This window comes from Hahella sp. NBU794 (assembly GCF_050749805.1).
In the GTDB taxonomy this organism is placed as follows: domain Bacteria; phylum Pseudomonadota; class Gammaproteobacteria; order Pseudomonadales; family Oleiphilaceae; genus Hahella.
The window spans coordinates 5,869,563-5,889,766 of record NZ_CP192738.1 but is presented as its reverse complement, the minus strand read 5'-3'; the positions used below and the strand labels follow the sequence as shown (position 1 = coordinate 5,889,766).

The window sequence follows — 20,204 nt, the reverse complement described above, 5'->3', positions numbered from 1 at the left end:
CGCGTTTTTTACCCAGGAACATTCTCCTTTGGATAAAAATGCGGCTCGACTTATTCGGTTCCGCCGCCCTGTCTGATCCAGGCTCCCAGTTGTTGGCGCTCTTCATCCGTCATTCCGGTCAGGTTGCCCAGAGGCATGTAGTTGGAATCTACCGCAACCTGTTGAATCTGTTGGAGGTGACGCATAACGCCACTGGTGGTGTCCAGAAGTACGCCGGCAGGGGCCTCCGCAAATCCGGCCTGGGTTGGCTTGGCCGCATGACAGCTGGCGCAGCGGTTGTGAATGATCGCCGCAGCCTGCATGAAACCGACCTTATTCGCCGATTCTGCGGTTTGCTGGGCGTCTGCGCTATCTGCTTCCCCCGTACTTTTGACGATCATCGCCAAACCGATGAACATCACCATCGCTATCACCAGAATAGCAGGTTGTTTTACGCCTCTGTGCTTGAGGTTGAAATAATGGCGCGCAAAGGCGGTGATGACGACCAGCGCCGATAGAATGGCCCAGTTCCACTCATGGCCGTAGGTCATGGGATAGTGGTTGCTGATCATGATGAAGATCAGCGGCAGCGTCATGTAGTTGTTATGGGTGGAGCGCAGCTTGGCGTTTTCACCCAGTTTGGGGTCGGGGACGGCGCCGGCCTTGACGGCGTTCACCAGCGCTTTTTGGGAGGGAATAATGATCATCAGCACGTTCCCCGCCATCAGCGTTCCCATCAGAGCGCCCACATGAATATAGGCGCCGCGGGCGCTGAAGACCTGGGTCAGGCCCCAGCTGGCCAGAATGGCGAGACCCAATAACAGGCCGCCGAAGACGTAGCCATTGCGAGACAGGGGCGAGCGGCATAAGCCGTCGTACAGCGCCCAGCCCGCTACCAGCAGGCCGACGCCGATGCCGATAGCCTGCCATTGGCTAAGCTCCATCACGGACTTATCGATCAGGTAGGTCTCCGCCCCGAAGTAGTACATCAGGGACAACAGCATGAAACCGGTCAACCAGGTGGTGTACGCCTCCCATTTGAACCAGTGCAGCGTAGCCGGCATTTTCTCCGGCGCCAGCCGGTACTTGGCGACTTCATAAAAGCCGCCGCCATGAATGGCCCATAAATCGCCTTTGACTCCCTTTTCTTTTTTCCAGTCCGGCGGGTCCTGCAGGGAGTTGTCCAGCCAGACAAAGTAAAAGGAAGCGCCAATCCACGCCACGCCTGCGATAACGTGAAACCAGCGAATGAAAAGATTAATCCAGTCGATGTAATACGGGTCCATTCTGACCTCAAAGCCGAGTCTAATTGTTATTGGTCAACGAAGCCGCATCCGCGGCTTCCTGCGTTTTTGTTCTTTATCCGACAGACAAATAGCGTCCAGCTATTCATCTGTAAGCGACAGAACCTGCACAGGTCAGGTTCTGTCTAGCGCGTCTTGTCGTCGCGCAGGCGCATTCACGCGCCGGATTATTAACCTGTCAGTATCATCGCCACGTTAATCCTTTTTATGCACGCAGCGTCCAGCCGCGTAGGTAGCGCGTATGGCGCGGTCGTCTCCTAGGATGCTGAAGGCGAAAAGCTGCTCCGCCAGACTGCGGCAGTTTTCCATGCGCAGTTGCAGCAACGGCGTGGCGCGTTTATCCAGCACCACGAAGTCCGCTTCCTTACCGGCATAGAAGCCGCCAAGGAGGTGATCCAGCTCCAGCGCTTTGGCGCCGCCCAGCGTGGCCAGATAGAAACTCTTGAACGGCGTTAGCGCATGTCCGCGCAGCTGCATGACTTTGTAAGCCTCGTTCAAGGTTTGCAGCAGGGAGAAGCTGGTGCCGCCGCCTACGTCCGTGCCAAGGCCCACTTTGACCTTGTGACGTTCGGCTTCTTCCAATGCGAACAGGCCGCTGCCGAGGAACAGGTTGGATGTCGGACAGAACGCCACTGCGGAATCCGAGCTGTGCAGCCGTTTCCACTCGTCTTCGCATAAGTGCACGCCATGGGCCAGGACGGCGCGTTTGCCGAGCAGACCGTAATGGTCATAAACATCCAGATAGTTGGCGCACTGCGGGAACAGTTCTTTCACCCAGCCGCACTCAGCGGGGTTTTCCGACAAGTGTGTGTGCATGTAGGCGTCAGGATATTCCTCACGCAAACGTCCCGCCGCCGCCAACTGCTCCGGCGTGCTGGTGGGGGCGAAACGCGGCGTCACGGCGTAGAGTAGGCGACCTTTGCCGTGCCACTTTTCCAATAAAGCTTTACTGTCCTGATAGCTGCTTTCCGCAGTATCGCAAAGATAATCCGGCGCATTGCGGTCCATCATGACCTTGCCGCAGATCATGCGTAGATTACGTTCCAGTGCTTCTTCGAAAAACATGTCCACCGATTCCGGATGCACGGTGCCGAACACCAGTGCGGTAGTGGTGCCGTTCTTCAGAAGCTCATCCAGAAACACCCGCGCCACTCTGCGCGCATGTTTTGGGTCCTGAAAGTCGCGTTCGGTGGGGAAGGTGTAAGTGTTCAGCCACTCCAGCAACTGTTTGCCAAAGGCGCCGATCATCTCGGTTTGCGGATAGTGAATATGGGTGTCGATGAATCCCGGAACGATCAGGCTGTCGGGATGGTTCTCGATGACTGCGCCTTCGGGAAGCGTCGGGAGCAGGTCGCTGTAGGCTCCGGCGGCGGTTATTTTGCCGTCTGCGACGACAAGCAGGCCGTCTTCCCAGTACTGATAACTGGCTTCTTCACCCACTTCCGCTGGATCGGCGATCATATGGAAAAGCGGGCCGCGATGGGCGCTGATGGAGCTGGTCATGGCGTGTCAGGGTTCCTCATTTTATATCAAAATCAACGGATTATAAGTCAATTGTCCAGGGCGCGTCGGGCAATTCGATTTCATCGCAGTTATTGCCCGGTCCTTTACGATCCACGACCAGAAAGTCGCTGACGTCTTCCAGCGCCAGACAATAGTGATGCCAGACGCCTTTGTGGTAATTCACGCCTTGCCCCGGTTGCGCCAGGAAGGCTTCTACTTTGTCCGCGTCGAAGTCTCCGGGCGGCGCCACCACCACCAGATAAGGGCGGGGGCTCAATGGGTAGAACGCCTGACTGCCCAGCGGGTGGCGCTCCATGATGCGGATGGCGACCGGCAGCGCTAAGGGCGTTGAGCGAAACAGGCTGATAATGGGCGCGCCATCGGATTCAGCCACATCTACTGTCGCCAATTGGTGGTAGCGTTCCGTCTGCCCGTAGTTAATGGTGAAATGCTCGCTGCCAGCGTCGGCGACGATAACGTCGCCGTAGGGCGCGAAGGCTTCACGGGTGAGCGTTTGGGGACGCAAGCGACGCGCGGGCATCTCAGCTGCCTCGGTAAGTGGAGTAGCCATAGGGCGAGAGCAGCAGAGGAATGTGGTAGTGCTCGCCGTCGCCGCTGATTTCAAACACGACGTCCACATAGGGGTAGAAGCAGGTCTCTGCTCCGCGATACCCGGGCGTGTGCATGAGTTTCTTGAAATACGCGGCCGTATCGAAGGCCATCAGATAACGGCCCGCGGGCAGCACCACATTTTCTTCCAATAGATTGGGCAGACGACCGTCGGCGTTGGTTTCGCCGCCGCCGATTTGCTCCCAATCGTCGTCGACAAAAGCGAAGAAGCGAATCGGAACGCTAGCGGCTGGCTTGCCCTGGGCGGTGTCCAGAACATGAGTGGTGATTTGGCTCATAGCAGTTTCTCCAAGCGGATGCGGGTGATTTTGCGTTGCTCTTCCGCAGCGTTTATGACTTCCTCGCTACGCGCGTTGGGGAGTCTCGCCTCCAGTAGCGACAGCATTTCCGCCGCACTTTTACCGGTGGCGCAGACAATGAAAATAAAGCCGAATTTTTCTTCGTAAGCCTGATTTCCTTTGGCCAGACGTTGCAGGGTGTCCTCGTCGGCGCTGTTGACGCCGGACTGCTCTCCGGCGGCCAGGGCTTTGGTGTGAGCGTACTTGGCGCGTAGAGAATTCACGTCGCCGATCTTGGGATGGCCGGCGAAGGCTTCCAGATAATCCTGCTCCGTCAATCCCGCCCAGATGCGGTCGGCGGTGTTGTATACAGCCGTCGGGTCGGCGAATGGACGCGCCGTCGTCATGCCCCGCGCCCAGGCTTCGCTGCTGCAACAGGTCTGGAATGTCGCTTGCGCAGCCTGTTCCGGCATAGCGTTGAGTTGTTCTAGGGTGACCTGGCTCATTTGGGATACCCCAGCACGCGCAGACGGCTGACGCCGCCGTCAGGGTAAATATTCAAGCGCAGATGGGTGAACGCGGTGGCTTTGTCCTGGATTTCGTCCATGAACAGATGTTCGCGATGCGCATGCAGCTTGGTTTCTGGAATGATGGCTTGCCAGTCCAGGGCTTTCAGGCTGTCTGCGTCCGTCGTGTTCGGGTCCGCCGCCACGGCGCCTTCCAGAGAAAAGCGATCAGGATAGTTGCCTTTGAAGTGGCAGGTGTCGACGATCACTTTCTGCAAAGCGCCAGGCGCGGCCAGACGCATGATCAGCCAGTCGTAGCCTGGGCCGCGACGCCGTTTGGTTTCCCAGCCGTCGCCCATGTTGACGCCGCGTCCGGGCATCAGCAGGTTTTGCATGTCGCTGAAGAACATATCGCTGCACAACAGCGCGCGACCGCCGTTGGCGATAGCGGCCAGATCCACCAGCTCGCCAGGCAGAGTGCGTGACCAGTCCACCTGGGGAGAGCCGTACACTCGCAGGCGCGCCACGCCGCCGTCGGGATAAATGTTCAAGCGCACGTGGGTCCAGTTGTCCGCGTTGTCCACCTTGATCAGGTTTTGGCTGTGAGCGTTAACGCTGGTTTTTGGCAGGATCTCCGTCCACTGTGTGCTGGCGTTTGGTTCGCCCAGACAGTAACAGGCGTCCAGAGACACTGACGCCGGCGCATTGCCGCGAAAGTGATTGGTGTCGGCGTCGATAAAATCAATGCGACCGGGCGCGCCGAGGCGCAGGGTGCACCAGTCGTAACCGCCGTCGCGGCGACGCCGTGATTCCCAGCCATCCATCCATTTGCCGTTATCCGTGTACTTATCGGCGATGAAAATGCCGCGTCCGGACTTGATCAGGTTGTCCTTGGAGGCGAAGAAGTCGTCGCTGCAAGACAACACCTGGGTTCCCAGGCGTTCGGCCGCCAGGTTAAGGGCGCCAGGATAGGGCAGTTCAAAATCGATGGCGTGACTCATACAGAGAATTCCAAAATAAGTGTGGAGGTTAATCGTTGTTGTGTGTCGTTCATGATGTCCGCGCTCAGCCTGCTTTGCTCTCTCTCAGCAGCGGCTGGCCTTTGGCGGCGCCGATAAACTGGTCGTCCTTGTAAATACATTGTCCGCGCAACCAGGTCTGGCGAATGGCGCCGGTGGCCTGCATGCCTTCATAAGGCGTAATCTTGTGGCGGTGCTTGATCATGTCCTTGCTGATGGTGACCGCTTGATGGTCGTCAAATACCAAGACGTCCGCGTCATATCCCGGGGCCAGACGGCCTTTGCGATGGGACAGGCCGGCGAAGCGGGCGGTTTCCCAACTCATCAGGCGGGAAATGAAGGGCAGCGACAAGCCCCGTTGGTGAGCTTCATGCCATACCAGTGGCAGACTGAACTGGAGGGCGGAAATACCGCCCCAGGCTTTTTCGATATCGCCGCTGTCGATCTCTTTCAGTTGCGGCGTGCAGGGAGAGTGGTCGGACACGACGAAGTCGATCAGTCGCTGCTCCAGGGCTTGCCATAAGTGCTCGCGGTTGTCGTTTTCACGAATGGGCGGGCAGCACTTGAACAGTGTTTTGCCATCCGGGATGGCTTCGGCGAACAGGGTCAGGTAGTGAGGACAGGTTTCCACGGTGAAAGACAGTCCCGACTCTTTGGCGGCGCCGATGGCGGCCAGCGCCTCGGCGGAAGACAGGTGCACGATATGCACTTTGCAGTCCACGCCTTGCGCCTTGAAATCGCGGGCGGCGTTGATCATCAGGTCGATAGCGTCGTTTTCCCAGGCTTTGGGGCGCGAAGCGAGGAAACTCTGATAACTATTGCCGATTGCCGGCGGCGGGCTGTGCTCTTTATCCAGCTCTGCGTGAATCAGATAGGGGACGCCGTAGCGCGCCAATATAGGCATGGCCCGTTTGACGTCGCTGTCCGTCACCGGCGGAAACTCATCGATTCCAGAGTCGATCAGAAATGATTTTACGCCCAGCACGCCTGCGTCCAGCAGCGCAGGCAGCTCATCGATATTTTCCGGCACGACCCCGCCCCAGAAGCCACAGTCGACCCAGAGCTTGTCGGACACCGCATCAAGCTTGATGCGAAAGGCGTCGGCGGTGGTGGTGACCGGGATACAGTTCAGCGGCATATCCACCAGTGTGGTGATACCTCCAGCGGCGGCGGCCTGGGTGGCGGTATTGAAGCCTTCCCATTCCGTGCGGCCGGGTTCGTTAATATGCACGTGAGTGTCCACCAGACCGGGCATCACCACGTCATTGCCGACATCCTCCAGCTCGTAGTCGGCGTCTATCGACATATCGTAAGGCTGCACTTCCACGATTTGGCCGCCGGCGATCAGCACAGTTGCGGGCTGCATGCCCTGATCGGTGATCACTCTGCGGCTGCGAATGGCGACGCCACTCATAAAGTCTCTCCTGAGGATGTTTGCGTTGACGTTGAAGGGTCCGTGTCGCTGGCGTCCCGCGGCTCTGCCTGATCGGCGGCCCAGCTTTTGATGTCCTTCCAGGCCACGCCCTGTTGTGTGGGCTGTGTGGAGGTGTGATACAAACCGATCAGCTCGGCGGCGATAGACACCGCCACTTCCATCGGCTGCTTGCCGGGGACGGCGGACAGGCCTACCGGACAGCTCACGCGTTCGACCTGACTGGAGTCCACGCCGCGATAGTCAAAGCGCTGGCGGAAACGCGCCCACTTGGTGGCTGAGCCGATCAGCCCCAGATACGCGAAGCGGTCCTGGCGCAGGATCTTCTCAGCCAGTTCGTAATCCAGTTGATGATTATGGGTCAGAATCAGGTAATAGAGGTTATCCGGTAGATCGTCGATCACATCGCAGGGATAGGCGTCCACCCGTTTATGGGTGTTGGCGGGAAGCGTTTCAGGAAACAGCTCTTCCCGGGAGTCGATCCAGGTGACTTGCACCGGCAGTTCCGCCAGGACTGTCACCAGCGCTTTGGCGACATGGCCGGCGCCGAACAAAGCGATCTGTGTGGGGCAGGGCGCAAAGGCTTCAAACAGAACGGTGGCGCTGCCGCCGCAACACTGGCCCAGGCTGGCGCCTAGAGGAAAGTGTTCCATGCGCTGACTGTAATCCTGTCTGGCCAACATCTCCCGCGCCATAGCGGTAGCCTTGAACTCCAGATGGCCGCCGCCAATGGTGTCAAAGGTGGCGTCGGCGGAAACAACCATTTTGGTTCCGCTGTCCCGAGGCGTAGAGCCGCGCGCGCCGATCAGCGTGATCAGCACGAAAGGCCGCCCAGCGCGGCTGAGCCGCTGGGTGACTTCGAACCATTGCTCCCTATACATACTTACTCTCCCTTGGCGGCGCTCAAGGTCGCTTCCACCGCCGCTAACACCTTCTCAGGTGTGGATGGCGTGTGCAACGGCGGATCAATACGGTAATCCGTCAAGCTGGAAATGGCGTCTTTCAAGGCGCACCAAACGGAGATCGCCAGCATGAACGGCGGCTCGCCCACGGCTTTGGAATGATAGATGGTTTCCTCGCGGTTGGGTTCGTTCGGCAACAACTCCACATTCAGCACCTCCGGCAGATCGCCCAGCGTGGGAATCTTGTAATTCGCCGGACTGTTGCTGAGCAGGCGGCCATTGGCGTCCCAGCAGACTTCTTCGGTGGTGAGCCAGCCCATGCCCTGGATAAAACCGCCCTCGATCTGGCCAATGTCGATGGCGGGATTCAGCGATTTGCCCACGTCATGCAGAATATCCGCCCGCAACACTTTGTACTCACCGGTCAAGGTGTCGACGACCACTTCCGAAGCGGCGACGCCATTGGCGAAGTAAAAGAAGGGGCGGCCGGATGCGGTGTCGCGGTCATAATGGATTTTCGGCGTTTTATAGAAACCGGTGGCGGACAGTGACACACGGCCCATGTAAGCCTGCTGGATGAACTCGGCGAACGGAAACGCCTTTTCACCTACATGGACATTATTGTCTGCGAAGTAAACCTGCTCCGGCGTCACCTGATATTGCTCACAGGCGAACTCGATCAGTCGGCCCTTGATCGTCTGTGCGGCGTTTTGCGCCGCCTTGCCGTTCAGATCGGTGCCCGAAGACGCCGCCGTTGGCGAGGTATTGGGCACTTTGTCCGTACGCGCCGCGGAGACGACGATGTTGTCCACGTCGACCTGAAACTCCTGGGCGACGATCTGCGCCACCTTGGTGTACAGGCCCTGACCCATTTCCGTACCGCCGTGGTTCAGGTGAATGCTGCCGTCGGTGTAGATATGAATTAGCGCGCCAGCCTGGTTAAGGTGTTGTACGGTGAAGGATATGCCGAATTTCACCGGCGTCAGCGCCAGACCTTTTTTCAAGATCGGGCTGGACGCGTTGAACGCGCGAATAGCCGCTTTACGGGCGTGGTAGTCCGCATCCGCCATCAGCTTACGAGTCATCAGCGGAATGAGGTTCTGCTCTACTTTCTGATGGTAGGGCGTGACGTCATAGCCGTCTTGCTTGAAGTCATAGCGCTCATGATCTTCCCGGTAATAGTTCAACAGACGTATTTCCACCGGATCTTTGCCGACGCGTCGGGCGATCGCCTCTATCATGGCTTCCGCCGCTATCATGCCTTGTGGACCGCCGAAGCCGCGAAACGCGGTATTGGAAACCGTATGGGTCTTGCAGCGATTGCCGGTAATGTTGGCGTTAGCGAGGAAGTAGGCGTTGTCGGAGTGGAACATGGCGCGATCGACGATGGCGTCGGACAGGTCCGGTGAATAGCCGCACAGACCGTTGACGGTAATGTCGGCGCCCAATATACGGCCTTCGTCGTTAAAGCCCACATCAAAGTGATTATGAAAGTGATGGCGCTTGCCGGTCATTTCCATATCGTCGCTGCGACTGAGGCGGAATTTAACCGGTCGGCCGCTTTTTCGCGCCAGCACCGCAGCAAGACAGGCCCAGGGCGCAGCCTGAGTCTCTTTGCCGCCGAAACCGCCGCCCATGCGACGCACGTCGACAGTAATGCGGTTGAAGGGAACATCGAGTACTTCCGCCACCAGCTTCTGCACTTCCGAAGGGTGCTGGCTGGAGGCGAAGATGTGCATGCCGCCGTCTTCCTCTGGAATCGCCAGGGATATCTGTCCCTCCAGATAGAAATGCTCCTGACCGCCGACTTCTATATCGCCGCGCAGGCGATTGGGGGCGTTGGCGAGGGCTGTTTCCGGCTCGCCCAGGCGCATCTGATGAGGAGGACGCACAAACAGTTGTTGTTGCAGCGCATCTTCGATAGTGAGGGTCGCCGGCAATACTTCATATTCAACTTCCGCCAGTTTCACGGCGCGGCGCGCAGCGGCGTGACTCTCCGCCGCGACGGCGAATAGAGGTTGGCCGACGAATTCCACTTTATCCTTAACCAGCAACATATCGCCGGGGAATACCGGACCGATATCCAGATGTCCGGGTATGTCGTCGGCGGTAATCACGCACAGCACGCCCGGCGCAGCGCGGACTTTGTCCAGATTCATGGAAATGACGCGGGCGTGAGCGTGTGGGCTTTTGCCTACGCAGCCATACAATTGTCCCGCGTGAGGAAAACGGTCGTCGATATATTGAGCGGCGCCGGCCACATGTTTGTGGGCGCTGTCATGTTTGGCGTCGCGGCCGGCTTTGGGGGAGCCTTGGGTGGTCGGAGCCTGGGATTGCGCTAAGACGGCGCTATCCAGCTTGACCTCAAGTGGTTTGCCGAGTTTGTTCAACAGATCACGCATAGTGAAATACCCTCGTCGCCACCGCCCCATCGGCGCTTTCAATATACAACCGCTGCAACAGATTAGCAGCCACTTTGCGCCGGTAATCGGCGCTGGCGCGGACATCGCTCAAAGGTGAAAACTCCTGCATGATCGCCGTCTGGGCCGCTTGGATAGTGTCTGGCGTCCAGAGTTGTTGCAACATCGCCTGTTCGGTAAGCGTGGCGCGTTTGGGTATCGCCGCCATACCGCCGACGCCAAGTCGGATTTCCGCCACTGAGCCGTTCTCGATCTTGAGATAACAGGCCAGACACACGGCGGAAATGTCATCCTCCAAACGCTTGCTGACTTTATATAGATGCAGGCTGACGTCCGGGCGGGCGCGGGGAATGCTGATGGATGCGATGAACTCGCCGGGCTGCAAGGCGGTTTTCTTGTATTCCAGGAAAAACTGATCCAGCGGCAGGCGGCGGCTTTGTTCGCCCTTACGCAAGGTCAATACGGCGTTCAACGCCAACAGAACCGGAGGCATGTCGCCGATAGGAGAAGCGTTGCCGATATTGCCGCCGAGGGTGCCCTGGTTGCGTACCTGCATTGAGCCCAGGCGCTCCAGGAAGGGCTCCATGTCAGGGTATTCCTGGGACAGCGCGGACATAGCGCGCTCGTAGGTGACGGCCGCGCCGATCTCCAGCGTGTCCTCAGTCACCGTCAACGCGTTCATTTCATCGACCGCGCCGACATAAATAATGTTGTCGAGCTGCTTCAATTGCTGGGTGACTTCCAACGCCAGATCGGTGCCGCCGGCCAGCAGGCGGGCGCTTGGGGCCGCGTCGTAAAACTGGGCGAGCTGATCCAGATTCGTTGGCAGGTGAAAGTGCTTAGTAACGCCTTGGTCGTCGCGGGTCACGGAACCCGGGCCCTGTGCTTTGATAGCGGCCAGTCTGGCGCAGATGGCGGCTTCATCCTCTTTGATTTGCGCCAGTTGCTCCGGTGAGGTGGCCTGACGGGCGGCGTCCAGAATAGGGCGATAGCCGGTGCAGCGGCACAGATTGCCGGCCAGATAGGCCTCTCCTTCCTGACGTGAGCAGGCGCGTGTATCCGCTTTCTGCTGTTTATGCTGATATAAGGCGTACAGGGACATAACGAAGCCCGGCGTGCAGAAACCGCATTGAGAACCGTGCTGGTCCACCATGGCCTGTTGCACCGGGTGCAAGGCGCCGCGCCGGTTAAGATATTCAACGGTAATGAGCTGCTTGCCGTGCAACCCTCCCAGGAAGGTAATGCAGGTATTAATGGAGCGGTAGGCTAATGCGCCGTTTTCCTCCGTGGCGATCACTGCGGTGCAGGCGCCGCAGTCGCCGGAGGCGCAGCCCTCTTTGGTTCCGGTCAGCCCCTTATTGGTGCGCAAGAACTCTAAAATGGTCAAATCAGGGTCAAAATTATCGAGCTCTAAGGCGTCGTCGTTCAGTAAAAATCGAATCACCGTGGCGTACCTTGGTCTTTTTATTACAGCTTACTAAAAATTTTTTGTTATAACGTCCGCATGTCGCCGCTTAGTTTCATGCGCAGACAGCCGCTCGTTTTCCACGCCTGTCCTTATAGCTTACGCCCTTTAAAAAACTTGTCTACATGGTCAGGTTATTATTTACATACAAATCCGGTCAACCTATAGTTCAAGTCAGATCTGATCGAACATTAGGCGGAATTTAACGTCGATGTAAGGTTAGCAAATGTTTTGCCAAAGTTGATCAACTGGTCAATAAATAAAAAGCTGACCAGTTGGCCAAAAATTTGCATTCGGAATGAACGCAAACCGGCATAAGGCGGTCTGAACCCACTGAAATAGCGGGTTGGGGCGGTTGAAATTGCCGGGGTTTATGTTGATGATGCGGCCCCTGTTTGACCTGGGCCGGCGTCAAACCCCGGAGCCGGACAGAATAAAAACAGCAAAAATGTTCCAAAGAGGCTTGGCAGCGCATGACTATCGATATTGATCTTCCTCCGCCGAGTAAGGACTACCGGCTGCAATTACAGGGAATCACCAAGCAGTATCCTGGCTGCCTGGCTAATGATCGCGCACATCTCAATATCCGTCCTGGCGAAGTGCACGCCCTTCTCGGCGAGAACGGGGCCGGCAAAAGCACTTTGATGAAAATTATCTACGGGGTTACCCGGCCTGACGCCGGCGTCATTTACTGGGAAGGCGAGCCAGTGGAGATCGCTGATCCGGCCGCGGCGCGCAGACTGGGCATCGGTATGGTGTTCCAGCACTTCTCTTTATTCGAAACGCTTACGGTCGCTGAGAACATTTCTCTCAGTCTGCCCAAAGTGCAGGTGCGCGACCGCGCGGCTTTGTCCCGTCGCATCAGCGAGGTCTCCGACAAATACGGTATGGCGCTGAACCCGGATCGTCTGGTGCATACCTTATCTATCGGCGAACGTCAGCGGGTCGAGATCGTGCGCTGTCTGCTACAGGATATCAAGCTGCTGATCTTGGATGAGCCGACCTCAGTATTAACGCCTCAAGAAGTCGACCAGTTATTCGCCACCCTGCGGCAACTGTCCCAGGAAGGCTGCAGCATTCTATTTATAAGCCACAAGCTGAATGAAGTGCGCGCCCTGTGCGACAGCGCCACTATTTTGCGGGCGGGCAGAGTCAGCGGCCATTGCGTTCCGGCGGAAGAGACCAATCACAGCATTGCCCGCCTGATGGTGGGCGACGATACGCCGGTGCATGCGGAGCATGAGAAGACGACCGGCGGCGAAGACTATCTAATTGTAGAGAATCTGTCGGTGAAGACGGATGACCCTTTCGGCGTCAACCTGGAGTCCCTTAGCTTCACCGTGAAAGCCGGTGAAATTCTCGGTGTGGCGGGTGTGGCCGGCAACGGACAGGAAGAGCTGTTGGCGGCGCTGAGCGGGGAAACGGTGGTTCTGGATTCCCCCGCAGCGATTCGCCTGCTGGCGCAACCGGTGGCGGCGATGACGTCTGGGCAGCGCCGTAAACTGGGAGTGGGCTTTGTGCCGGAAGAGCGGCTGGGCCGCGGCGCCGTGCCGGATATGAGCCTGAAAGAGAACGGACTGTTGACCGGCTATTTTCAGGGACTGACCAAGGCCGGCCTGATCAGCATGCCGGCGGTGCGCAAATTCGCTGAAACCGTGCGCACCCGCTTCAATGTCAAAGCGCCCAACACAGAAACCCATGCTAAGTGCCTCTCCGGGGGCAACCTGCAAAAATTCATCATTGGCCGCGAAATCCTGCAGAATCCTAAGCTTCTGATCGCCGCGCACCCGACCTGGGGCGTGGATGTGGGCGCCGCACTGGCGATTCACAAAGCGTTGATCGAACTGCGTGACCGTGGCGCTGCTATTCTGGTGGTGTCGGAAGACCTGGACGAGTTGTTCGCCATCAGCGACCGCATATGCGCTCTGTACGTGGGCAAGATCTCGCCGATTAAAGAGACAAGGGAGACAACCATCGCCGAAGTCGGGGGTTGGATGGGCGGCGACTTTCTGGAGTCGTCGCAGCCCGCGCCGCAACAAGCGGTGGGAGCCTGAAGGATGAGAGAGCATAACAAAGCAGACGTGTTAGCGAAGGGGGCCGGGCAATGATTTTTAAACTGGAGCGTCGCGTAGACGACTCCCGCTGGATGGCGTATCTCTCTCCCATATTGGCGGGAACATTGACGCTGATTACCGGCTCCATCTTGTTTTGGGCGTTGGGTAAAGACCCGCTGCAAACTTTATATACCTTCTTTATAGCGCCGGTATCGGACTTGTACGGCTGGACCGAGCTGGGGGTGAAAGCTGCGCCGATTATGCTGTGCGCGCTGGGTTTGGCAGTATGTTACCGGGGTAAAGTCTGGAATATCGGGGCGGAAGGACAACTCTTGTTCGGCGCGTTGGTCGGCGGCGGCGTAGCGCTGCAGTTCCTGGAAAGCGACTCTGCATTCGCTCTGCCGGTGGTGTTGGTGGCGGGCGCGCTGGCGGGCATGGCGTGGGCGGCGATTCCCGCCCTGTTGAAAACCCATTTCAACACCAATGAAATACTCACCACCATCATGCTGAACTATATCGCCCTGAATTTGCTTCTGTTTAGCGTGCATGGACCTCTCAAAGATCCTGGCGGTTTCAATTTTCCTGAGTCCGCTCTCTTCACTGAAACCGTGACTTTGCCGTTGTTGCTGGAAGACAGCCGCATGCATATCGGCATCCTGTTCGCGTTGTTCGCTCTGGTGGCGGTGTGGGTGTTGCTGAGCAAGACCTTCGTTGGATTTCAGATCAAAGTGCTGGGGCTGGATACCCGCGCGGCTCACTTTGCCGGGTTTAAAGAGCGTCGTCTGGTGTGGCTGGCGCTGTTATTGAGCGGCGCTTTGGCCGGGCTGGCAGGCGTATGCGAAGTGACGGGGCCCATTGGGCAACTGGTGCCGCAGGTGTCGCCGGGCTACGGCTACGCGGCGATTATCGTCGCCTTTCTGGGACGTTTGCATCCAGTAGGCATTCTGCTGTCGAGCATGTTGATGGCGTTGATCTACATCGGCGGCGAGCTGGTGCAGATTGAGCTGAACCTGCCATTGGCGCTGACAGGCCTGTTCCAGGGCATGTTGCTGTTTTTCCTGCTGGCCTGTGACGTGCTGATCGCCTATCGCATCCGCCTGAGTCCGCGTTTTAGCGCCCTGCGCAAGCCATCGTCCGCGGCCTTGGTGAATGGCGCAGACGCAAACCTTTCCACGCATTCACAATAACGGGGCGTCGTCATGGATTATGATCTGATAGTCAACATTCTGTACGCCACCGTGCGCACGGGCACGCCTCTGATACTTGTCGCGCTGGGCGAGCTGGTGTGTGAGAAGTCCGGCGTGCTCAACCTGGGTCAGGAAGGCATGATGCTGATGGGAGCGGTGATCGGTTTCATCGCCGCATTAGAGACCGGCAATTTGTGGCTGGGCGTCACCTTCGCCATGGCGGCGGGGCTGATGATGTCTCTGTTATTCGGCTTTATTGCGCTTAACTTAAGCGCCAATCAGGTCGCCACGGGTCTGGCTTTGACCATTTTCGGAACCGGGCTCAGCGCTTTTGTCGGCAGCGACTATGTCGGAACGCCGCTGGTTGGCATCGAGCCCTGGCACATTCCTTTACTTTCCGACATTCCTTTCGTTGGTCGCATTCTGTTCAGTCATGATCCGCTGGTCTATCTTTCATTCGGGCTGTTTGTCGGTGTTTACCTGTTTTTGAACCGGTCCCATGCCGGGCTGGCGCTGAAAGCAGTGGGCGAATCGCCACAATCCGCCAAGGCGACGGGCCTGCCGGTGTTCAAGATTCGCTATCTGGCGGTGATGTTCGGCGGGGCTATGGCGGGACTGGCGGGCGCCTATTTATCGCTGGCCTACACCCCGTTGTGGGCGGAGAACATGACCGCCGGACGCGGCTGGATTGCGCTGGCGCTGGTGGTGTTCGCCAGTTGGAAAGCCGAGCGGGTGTTGCTGGGGGCCTATTTGTTTGGCGCTTTCAGCATCATGCATCTGGTCGCGCAGGGGCTGGGCTTTTCGGTGTCGCCGAATTTGTTGGCGATCATGCCGTACTTGGCGACTATTGTGGTGCTGGTGATGCTTTCCTCTGATAAAGCCAGGGTGAAACTCTACGCTCCGGTATCGCTGGGCAAACCGTTTCACCCGGCGGACTAACGGTCGATGAATTACGCGCCAGGCCCGGACGGCCTGGGTCAGGCGATGCGCAAGGAGCTGCGGATAACTCAAAAACTATCCTGCTGAAGGGGTTACATTGTATGAAGCAAGAAAAGAAATCGTTGGCGCAGCGCTTCGCCAAAGCCGCAGGCGTCGCACTGGCGCTGTTCATGTCGGCGCAGTCGGTGACCGCGGCGGAGCCGGTCAAGGTCGGTTTTGTCTATGTCGGTCCCACCGGCGACGCGGGCTGGACCTATTCTCACGACAAAGCGCGCAAGTACGTTGAAGAGCAGCTCGGCGATAAAGTGAAAACCACCTATGTTGAGAGCGTGGCGGAAGGCGCGGACGCAGAGCGTGTGATTCGTCAATTGGCCAAATCCGGCAACGATCTGATTTTCACCACTTCTTTCGGCTACATGAACCCGACCCTGAAAGTGGCCAAGCAATTTCCCAAAGTGAAATTCGAACACGCCAGCGGTTACAAGCGTGCGAAGAATGTAGGCACTTACTTCGACCGTATTTATGAAGGCCGTTACCTGACCGGCGTTATCGCTGGCAAAATGACCAAGTCCAATATCATCGGCTATGTCGGTTCCTTCCCGATTCCTGAAGTGGTGCGCGGCATCGACGCCTTCACCCAAGGCCTGCGCAGCGTCAACCCGAAAGCGGTGGTGAAAGTGGTTTGGGTCAGCTCCTGGTACGATCCGGCGAAAGAGCGGGAAGCGGCGGAAACTCTGATTCTGCAAGGCGCGGACATCATTAACCAGCACACGGATTCCCCAGGGCCTATCCAGGCGGCGCAAGCTAAAGGCGTGTACGCGTTTGGTTATCACTCCGACATGTCTCTGTACGGCAAAGACGCGCATCTGACTGCAGCGACCCACAATTGGGGGCCGGTCTATCTGGAGAAAGTGAAATCTGTGATGGACGGCTCCTGGACGTCAACTGACTTCTGGGGCGGTCTGGCGAGCGGCGCGACGGCGCTGGCGCCGTTGAATCCGGCGATTCCAGAAGACGTAGTCAAATTGGTGGAAGAGCGTAAGCAGGCGATCATCGACGGCAAACTGCATCCCTTCCAGGGACCAGTCAAAGATCAAAGCGGCGCAGTCAAAGTGCCTGCCGGCGAAGTGATGAGCGATGAGGATCTGCTCTCCCTGAACTGGTATGTGGAAGGCGTGGAAGGAGAGCTTCCCAAGTAGGCGCCCGTCCTGCTTTAACTTATGATGGCCCCGGCGCCGGTATTTCCGGCGTCTGGTAATTAGGGCGATCAAAATACGGGTGATCTGATGACGACTCTCTGGATAAAGAATCCGCTGGCGATATACGGTCAGGAAGCGAACTGCGACGCTGGCGGCGGCGTGGTGACGCGCGGCTCGCAAATCGTTGAGCTGGTGGCCGCTGGCGGCGCGCCTTCTACTCCTTATGACGAAACCTTCGACGCGTCGCAGCATGTATTGCTGCCGGGCTTGATCAACACCCATCATCATTTCTATCAGACCTTGACGCGGGCGTTGCCCGATGCCTTGAACAAGCCCTTGTTCCCCTGGCTGCAGAGCCTGTACAAAGTATGGGCGCACCTGGATGCGGATATGGTGCGTCTGGCCACGGAGATGGCGTCAGCGGAACTCCTGTTGTCAGGCTGCTCCACGGCGTCGGATCATCACTATCTGTTTCCCATGCAGATCGATAACGCCATCGATATTCAGGCGGAAGCGGTGCGCAAGATGGGCATCCGCGCGGTATTGACGCGGGGCTCCATGAGTCTTGGCGAAAAAGACGGCGGCCTGCCGCCCCAGTCAGTAGTGCAGGACGAGCAGTCGATTCTGGATGACAGCCTGCGCCTTATCCGCGCCTATCATGACGCCAATGACGGCTCCATGCTGCAGATTGCCCTGGCGCCTTGCTCGCCATTCTCCGTAACTCGCGAACTCATGCAGGAAACCAATCATCTGGCTTCCCGAGAAGGCGTTTTGCTACACACCCATCTGGCGGAAACCGAGGATGAAAATGACTTCTGCATACGGGTATATGGGGTGCGGCCGGTAGAGTATCTGGCGGAAGTGGGCTGGATGCACGAAGGCGTCTGGCTTGCCCACGGCATTCACTTCACCGACGAAGAAATGGACGAACTCGGGCGGCGCGGCGTGGGCGTGGCGCATTGTCCCAGCTCCAATATGCTGCTTGGCTCCGGCGTATGTCAGACACTGGACCTGCAACAGCGAGGAGCGCCCGTGGGGTTGGCGGTGGACGGCTCCGCCTCCAATGATTGCTCCAACATGATTCAGGAAGTGCGACAGGCGCTGTTAATACAGCGCTTACGTTATGCGCCGGGCCAGATCACTCATCAATGGGCGCTGGATCTGGCCACCAAGGGCTCGGCGAAGCTGCTCAAACGTCCTGAACTGGGCGTGCTGGGCGTTGGGAAGCAGGCGGACCTGGCGCTGTTCAAGCTGGATGAGAACCGCTTTTCCGGCGCAGGCGATCCCTTGGCGGCGTTGGTGTTGTGTGGCGCCCATCAGGCGGATGCAGTGATGGTGGCCGGGCGTTGGCGCGTCAAAAACAGTGAACTTATGGATGTGGATATGGCTCGATTGCGTGCGGAACATACCGCTGCGGCGCTGCGTTTGCGCCAAGCCGCTTGCAGTTGACGCCATAACATGAACAATACGTTAATTCAGTGAGTTAACCGTGGGCGTCGTCGCCGTTGTCGCGGCGGCCCGCGAACTGTTCACCCATTAAGCAGCAGGGGATGGTTAGGGCGACTATGGTATTGAAAACAAACCGTGTGGAGAATCCGGGCCGTATCAGGCAAAAGAATGAAATGCTTATCCTGCGGGCGGCGGAAATTGAATTCGCCCGCCACGGTTTCAAGGGCGCGACAGTTCAGCAGATTGCCGACACAGCAGGGCTGCCCAAAGCCAACGTTCATTATTACTTCAAGAGCAAGCACGATCTTTATCTGGCGGTGTTGAGCGATATTGTCGAACTCTGGAACTCCGCTTTCGACGCCATTCGCCCGGAAGACAGTCCGGCGGACGCCCTGGGACGTTATATCCGCTCCAAGGTGATGCTGGCGAAAACCCATCCACTGGCCTCCAAGATCTTCGCGACGGAGATAATCAGCGGGGCGCCCACGCTGGGCAAATACCTGAAATCCAATAACCGCCAATGGGTCAGGGAAAAATCAGCGGTGATTCAGTCCTGGATTGATCAGGGCAAAATTGATCCCATTTCCCCCGAGCACCTGATTTTCCTGATTTGGAGCGCTACCCAGCATTACGCGGACTTCAGCACCCAGATTGAAGCGGTGTTGGGACGTAAAAAGCTGACCTCCAAGGATTTCGATTTCGCGGCGGACAATCTCATTCGCATCATCCTGAAAGGCTGCGGCGTCCAAACTCCCTGACAGGACGTCAACGCGATAAATTATCCGCTTTCAATGAACTTTCTTCTTTCACTGGAGTCTAACCACGGCAGACGTGGTTAAGGCTCTGGGCCTTGCGTCCGGGCCGGTTTCCTCAGTTGATCATCGTAATCCCCGGGGAGAACCTGTATGAAGATACTGCTGTCCTTAATGCTGGCGCTGTTTCCCGCGCTGGCTTCTGCGCAATTGGGCCCTCAGTCGGACTGGGGCGATATCTATCGGAACCGTTTCTATTCGCCGGATATGCCGGTAGTGACCTTTCACGCCAAATCTTCGAATGGCGTAGGTTCAAAGTTAATATTCGCCAAAGTGAACGAAGTCAGCCGTTTTGTCGGGGCGGACGGCGTCGAGTATCTGTATGGGGGGACCGCCGAAATCTGCAATAACTATGCAGTGACTGGCAGCCTGAGCGACAGCGACCGGGTTTGTCTGTCGACGGAAACAGTAGAGTTGGTGCGGCCGCGCGCCTATCAGTTTGAGTTTTGCATTTTTCGCAGCGATGGCGATTGCGCCGGCTATGCGACATCCGACAAGCAATACCCATTGACCTACGATGTAGCCGTCTACCGGAGGCTGAGTGAAAGCGACGCCTTTCACAGCGGCGCGCCGCCGGCATTCACCAAGCGCGTGCAGGTGCTGGAGTGCGCGGATTGCGCCGGTCGACTACGCTAAGGCTCGATTCCAGAGCGATGTGCGGCCGCCTGGGTCAGGCGGCCCGCCAGTCGGGAAAGTCCAAAGGCAAGCCGTGCTTCGCCCTGGCTTTCAGGCAGCCCTCTGAGCCAGCTTCGAACTCTCGGCAGGGAGTGGGCCTTTGATCATAGATAGAGCAAGTCGTATAGCCGCCGATATCACCGCATAACGCGCGACAACGGGGTTGCGGCTGATTGGTGCCGACCATCACGCTACGCCAGGGGTTCAGCTTCTCGGTAAATTCCAGCGGCACCACGCCTCCGGACTCAGCATCCGCCTCAGCCCAATAAAAAGACACGCGAAAACTGGCGCAACAGGCGCCACAGGACAAACAGGGGTTGTCCACACTCATTGCCACACACTCCGTGCACAACAACCAGCGCTAACTCTGGATGGTTTGATAGATAAATCTGCTTGGGCGACGACCGGGAAATCGGCATGGAAACCGTTCGGCCGCCGTAAATCGGAGGCC

At 57.8% G+C, this 20,204-nt stretch carries 18 protein-coding genes; 7 read left to right on the top strand and 11 right to left on the bottom strand.

What is annotated here, in order from left to right; all coding sequences use genetic code 11:
- Positions 1-50: 50 nt before the first annotated feature.
- From ACQYWX_RS25660 to xdhA, 10 genes are all read right to left on the bottom strand, one after another.
- Entirely contained in the window at positions 51-1,265 is a 1,215-nt protein-coding gene (locus ACQYWX_RS25660) for a urate hydroxylase PuuD (RefSeq protein WP_431686838.1), read from the bottom strand.
- A gap of 213 nt (positions 1,266-1,478) precedes the next feature.
- Positions 1,479-2,786 (bottom strand): guanine deaminase, encoded by a 1,308-nt coding sequence (guaD, locus tag ACQYWX_RS25655; RefSeq protein WP_431686837.1) that lies wholly within the window; start codon positions 2,784-2,786, stop codon positions 1,479-1,481.
- Positions 2,787-2,826: 40 nt separating this feature from the next.
- Positions 2,827-3,327 carry an ureidoglycolate lyase gene (locus ACQYWX_RS25650; RefSeq protein WP_431686836.1) on the bottom strand — a complete coding sequence of 167 codons (501 nt, stop codon included), beginning with the start codon at positions 3,325-3,327 and terminating at the stop codon, positions 2,827-2,829.
- Position 3,328: 1 nt separating this feature from the next.
- The gene (gene uraH / locus ACQYWX_RS25645) at positions 3,329-3,694 is read right to left on the bottom strand and encodes a hydroxyisourate hydrolase (protein ID WP_431686835.1); all 366 of its coding nucleotides are present in this window, start codon (positions 3,692-3,694) and stop codon (positions 3,329-3,331) included.
- Positions 3,691-4,200, bottom strand: coding sequence for a 2-oxo-4-hydroxy-4-carboxy-5-ureidoimidazoline decarboxylase (uraD, locus tag ACQYWX_RS25640; RefSeq protein WP_431686834.1), 510 nt, complete (start codon positions 4,198-4,200; stop codon positions 3,691-3,693). Before uraD ends, uraH begins: the two co-directional genes overlap by 4 nt.
- Positions 4,197-5,201 carry an allantoicase gene (gene alc / locus ACQYWX_RS25635; protein ID WP_431686833.1) on the bottom strand — a complete coding sequence of 335 codons (1,005 nt, stop codon included), beginning with the start codon at positions 5,199-5,201 and terminating at the stop codon, positions 4,197-4,199. The genes uraD and alc overlap by 4 nt, the downstream gene beginning before the upstream one ends.
- A gap of 64 nt (positions 5,202-5,265) precedes the next feature.
- On the bottom strand, positions 5,266-6,633 hold the full coding sequence (allB, locus tag ACQYWX_RS25630; protein WP_431686832.1) for an allantoinase AllB: 1,368 nt from the start codon (positions 6,631-6,633) through the stop codon (positions 5,266-5,268).
- Positions 6,630-7,532, bottom strand: coding sequence for a xanthine dehydrogenase accessory protein XdhC (gene xdhC, locus ACQYWX_RS25625; RefSeq protein ID WP_431686831.1), 903 nt, complete (start codon positions 7,530-7,532; stop codon positions 6,630-6,632). The genes allB and xdhC overlap by 4 nt, the downstream gene beginning before the upstream one ends.
- 2 nt (positions 7,533-7,534) lie before the next feature.
- A complete protein-coding gene (gene xdhB, locus ACQYWX_RS25620; RefSeq protein WP_431686830.1) occupies positions 7,535-9,955 on the bottom strand; it encodes a xanthine dehydrogenase molybdopterin binding subunit in 2,421 nt (806 codons plus the stop codon).
- Complete coding sequence (xdhA, locus tag ACQYWX_RS25615) at positions 9,948-11,417, bottom strand: xanthine dehydrogenase small subunit (RefSeq protein ID WP_431686829.1); 1,470 nt, start codon at positions 11,415-11,417, stop codon at positions 9,948-9,950. Before xdhA ends, xdhB begins: the two co-directional genes overlap by 8 nt.
- A gap of 494 nt (positions 11,418-11,911) precedes the next feature.
- Here xdhA and ACQYWX_RS25610 point away from each other — a divergent pair, with 494 nt between their 5' ends.
- The 7 genes from ACQYWX_RS25610 (at position 11,912) to ACQYWX_RS25580 (ending at position 19,714) form a co-directional block, all read left to right on the top strand.
- Positions 11,912-13,492, top strand: coding sequence for an ABC transporter ATP-binding protein (locus ACQYWX_RS25610; RefSeq protein ID WP_431686828.1), 1,581 nt, complete (start codon positions 11,912-11,914; stop codon positions 13,490-13,492).
- A 50-nt stretch (positions 13,493-13,542) separates the two neighbouring features.
- Positions 13,543-14,679 carry an ABC transporter permease gene (locus tag ACQYWX_RS25605; RefSeq protein WP_431686827.1) on the top strand — a complete coding sequence of 379 codons (1,137 nt, stop codon included), beginning with the start codon at positions 13,543-13,545 and terminating at the stop codon, positions 14,677-14,679.
- Positions 14,680-14,691: 12 nt separating this feature from the next.
- Positions 14,692-15,618, top strand: a complete 927-nt coding sequence (locus tag ACQYWX_RS25600) for an ABC transporter permease (protein ID WP_216737924.1) — start codon at positions 14,692-14,694, stop codon at positions 15,616-15,618.
- A gap of 101 nt (positions 15,619-15,719) precedes the next feature.
- Positions 15,720-16,817, top strand: a complete 1,098-nt coding sequence (locus tag ACQYWX_RS25595; RefSeq protein WP_431686826.1) for a BMP family ABC transporter substrate-binding protein — start codon at positions 15,720-15,722, stop codon at positions 16,815-16,817.
- An 87-nt stretch (positions 16,818-16,904) separates the two neighbouring features.
- Positions 16,905-18,266 carry an 8-oxoguanine deaminase gene (locus ACQYWX_RS25590; protein WP_431686825.1) on the top strand — a complete coding sequence of 454 codons (1,362 nt, stop codon included), beginning with the start codon at positions 16,905-16,907 and terminating at the stop codon, positions 18,264-18,266.
- 116 nt (positions 18,267-18,382) lie between these two features.
- Positions 18,383-19,024: a TetR/AcrR family transcriptional regulator gene (locus ACQYWX_RS25585; RefSeq protein ID WP_216737921.1), complete on the top strand. Its 642-nt coding sequence runs from the start codon at positions 18,383-18,385 to the stop codon at positions 19,022-19,024.
- 147 nt (positions 19,025-19,171) lie between these two features.
- Positions 19,172-19,714, top strand: coding sequence for a hypothetical protein (locus ACQYWX_RS25580; protein WP_431686824.1), 543 nt, complete (start codon positions 19,172-19,174; stop codon positions 19,712-19,714).
- Between the two features lie 34 nt (positions 19,715-19,748).
- On the opposite strand, the gene ACQYWX_RS25575 is transcribed toward ACQYWX_RS25580, so the two are convergent.
- Positions 19,749-20,084 carry a YkgJ family cysteine cluster protein gene (locus ACQYWX_RS25575; protein ID WP_431686823.1) on the bottom strand — a complete coding sequence of 112 codons (336 nt, stop codon included), beginning with the start codon at positions 20,082-20,084 and terminating at the stop codon, positions 19,749-19,751.
- Positions 20,085-20,204 lie beyond the last annotated feature (120 nt).

What these genes read in the sequence shown, in the direction of transcription:
- ACQYWX_RS25660 (WP_431686838.1), bottom strand. Translation starts at nt 1,265, where the DNA reads ATGGACCCGTATTACATCGACTGGATTAATCTTTTCATTCGCTGGTTT.
- guaD (WP_431686837.1), bottom strand. Translation starts at nt 2,786, where the DNA reads ATGACCAGCTCCATCAGCGCCCATCGCGGCCCGCTTTTCCATATGATC.
- ACQYWX_RS25650 (WP_431686836.1), bottom strand. Translation starts at nt 3,327, where the DNA reads ATGCCCGCGCGTCGCTTGCGTCCCCAAACGCTCACCCGTGAAGCCTTC.
- uraH (WP_431686835.1), bottom strand. Translation starts at nt 3,694, where the DNA reads ATGAGCCAAATCACCACTCATGTTCTGGACACCGCCCAGGGCAAGCCA.
- uraD (WP_431686834.1), bottom strand. Translation starts at nt 4,200, where the DNA reads ATGAGCCAGGTCACCCTAGAACAACTCAACGCTATGCCGGAACAGGCT.
- alc (WP_431686833.1), bottom strand. Translation starts at nt 5,201, where the DNA reads ATGAGTCACGCCATCGATTTTGAACTGCCCTATCCTGGCGCCCTTAAC.
- allB (WP_431686832.1), bottom strand. Translation starts at nt 6,633, where the DNA reads ATGAGTGGCGTCGCCATTCGCAGCCGCAGAGTGATCACCGATCAGGGC.
- xdhC (WP_431686831.1), bottom strand. Translation starts at nt 7,532, where the DNA reads ATGTATAGGGAGCAATGGTTCGAAGTCACCCAGCGGCTCAGCCGCGCT.
- xdhB (WP_431686830.1), bottom strand. Translation starts at nt 9,955, where the DNA reads ATGCGTGATCTGTTGAACAAACTCGGCAAACCACTTGAGGTCAAGCTG.
- ACQYWX_RS25610 (WP_431686828.1), top strand. Translation starts at nt 11,912, where the DNA reads ATGACTATCGATATTGATCTTCCTCCGCCGAGTAAGGACTACCGGCTG.
- ACQYWX_RS25605 (WP_431686827.1), top strand. Translation starts at nt 13,543, where the DNA reads ATGATTTTTAAACTGGAGCGTCGCGTAGACGACTCCCGCTGGATGGCG.
- ACQYWX_RS25600 (WP_216737924.1), top strand. Translation starts at nt 14,692, where the DNA reads ATGGATTATGATCTGATAGTCAACATTCTGTACGCCACCGTGCGCACG.
- ACQYWX_RS25595 (WP_431686826.1), top strand. Translation starts at nt 15,720, where the DNA reads ATGAAGCAAGAAAAGAAATCGTTGGCGCAGCGCTTCGCCAAAGCCGCA.
- ACQYWX_RS25590 (WP_431686825.1), top strand. Translation starts at nt 16,905, where the DNA reads ATGACGACTCTCTGGATAAAGAATCCGCTGGCGATATACGGTCAGGAA.
- ACQYWX_RS25585 (WP_216737921.1), top strand. Translation starts at nt 18,383, where the DNA reads ATGGTATTGAAAACAAACCGTGTGGAGAATCCGGGCCGTATCAGGCAA.
- ACQYWX_RS25580 (WP_431686824.1), top strand. Translation starts at nt 19,172, where the DNA reads ATGAAGATACTGCTGTCCTTAATGCTGGCGCTGTTTCCCGCGCTGGCT.
- ACQYWX_RS25575 (WP_431686823.1), bottom strand. Translation starts at nt 20,084, where the DNA reads ATGAGTGTGGACAACCCCTGTTTGTCCTGTGGCGCCTGTTGCGCCAGT.